Consider the following 236-nt stretch of genomic DNA (forward strand, 5'->3'; position numbering starts at 1 on the left):
GCAACGCGTCCACCGCGACCAGCAGTTCGGGCTGAGGCGTCCGCCGCGCACGCTCGACGGAGGAGATCGTCTCCTCCCCGTACCCGAGGCGGTCGCCCAACTCCTTCTGGCTCAGCCCGGCCCGCTCGCGCGCGACCTTGATCTGGCGGCCGAGGGCCCGGAACAGGTCGGCGACCTCGTCCGTACCGTCCGTCTCACTGCCCGTGGGACCTGAGGGCCCCGTGGGAATCCCCGCA

General features: G+C 72.5%; 1 protein-coding gene. It reads right to left on the bottom strand.

Going from position 1 to position 236, the window contains the following annotated elements; translation table 11 throughout:
* Positions 1–229, bottom strand: a 229-nt coding sequence (locus IG94_RS0138300; RefSeq protein WP_157852438.1) for a helix-turn-helix transcriptional regulator, incomplete at its 3' end; no start/stop codon positions are given.
* Positions 230–236: the final 7 nt, after the last annotated feature.

It is taken from the genome of Streptomyces olivaceus, assembly GCF_000721235.1.
Taxonomy (GTDB): domain Bacteria; phylum Actinomycetota; class Actinomycetes; order Streptomycetales; family Streptomycetaceae; genus Streptomyces; species Streptomyces olivaceus.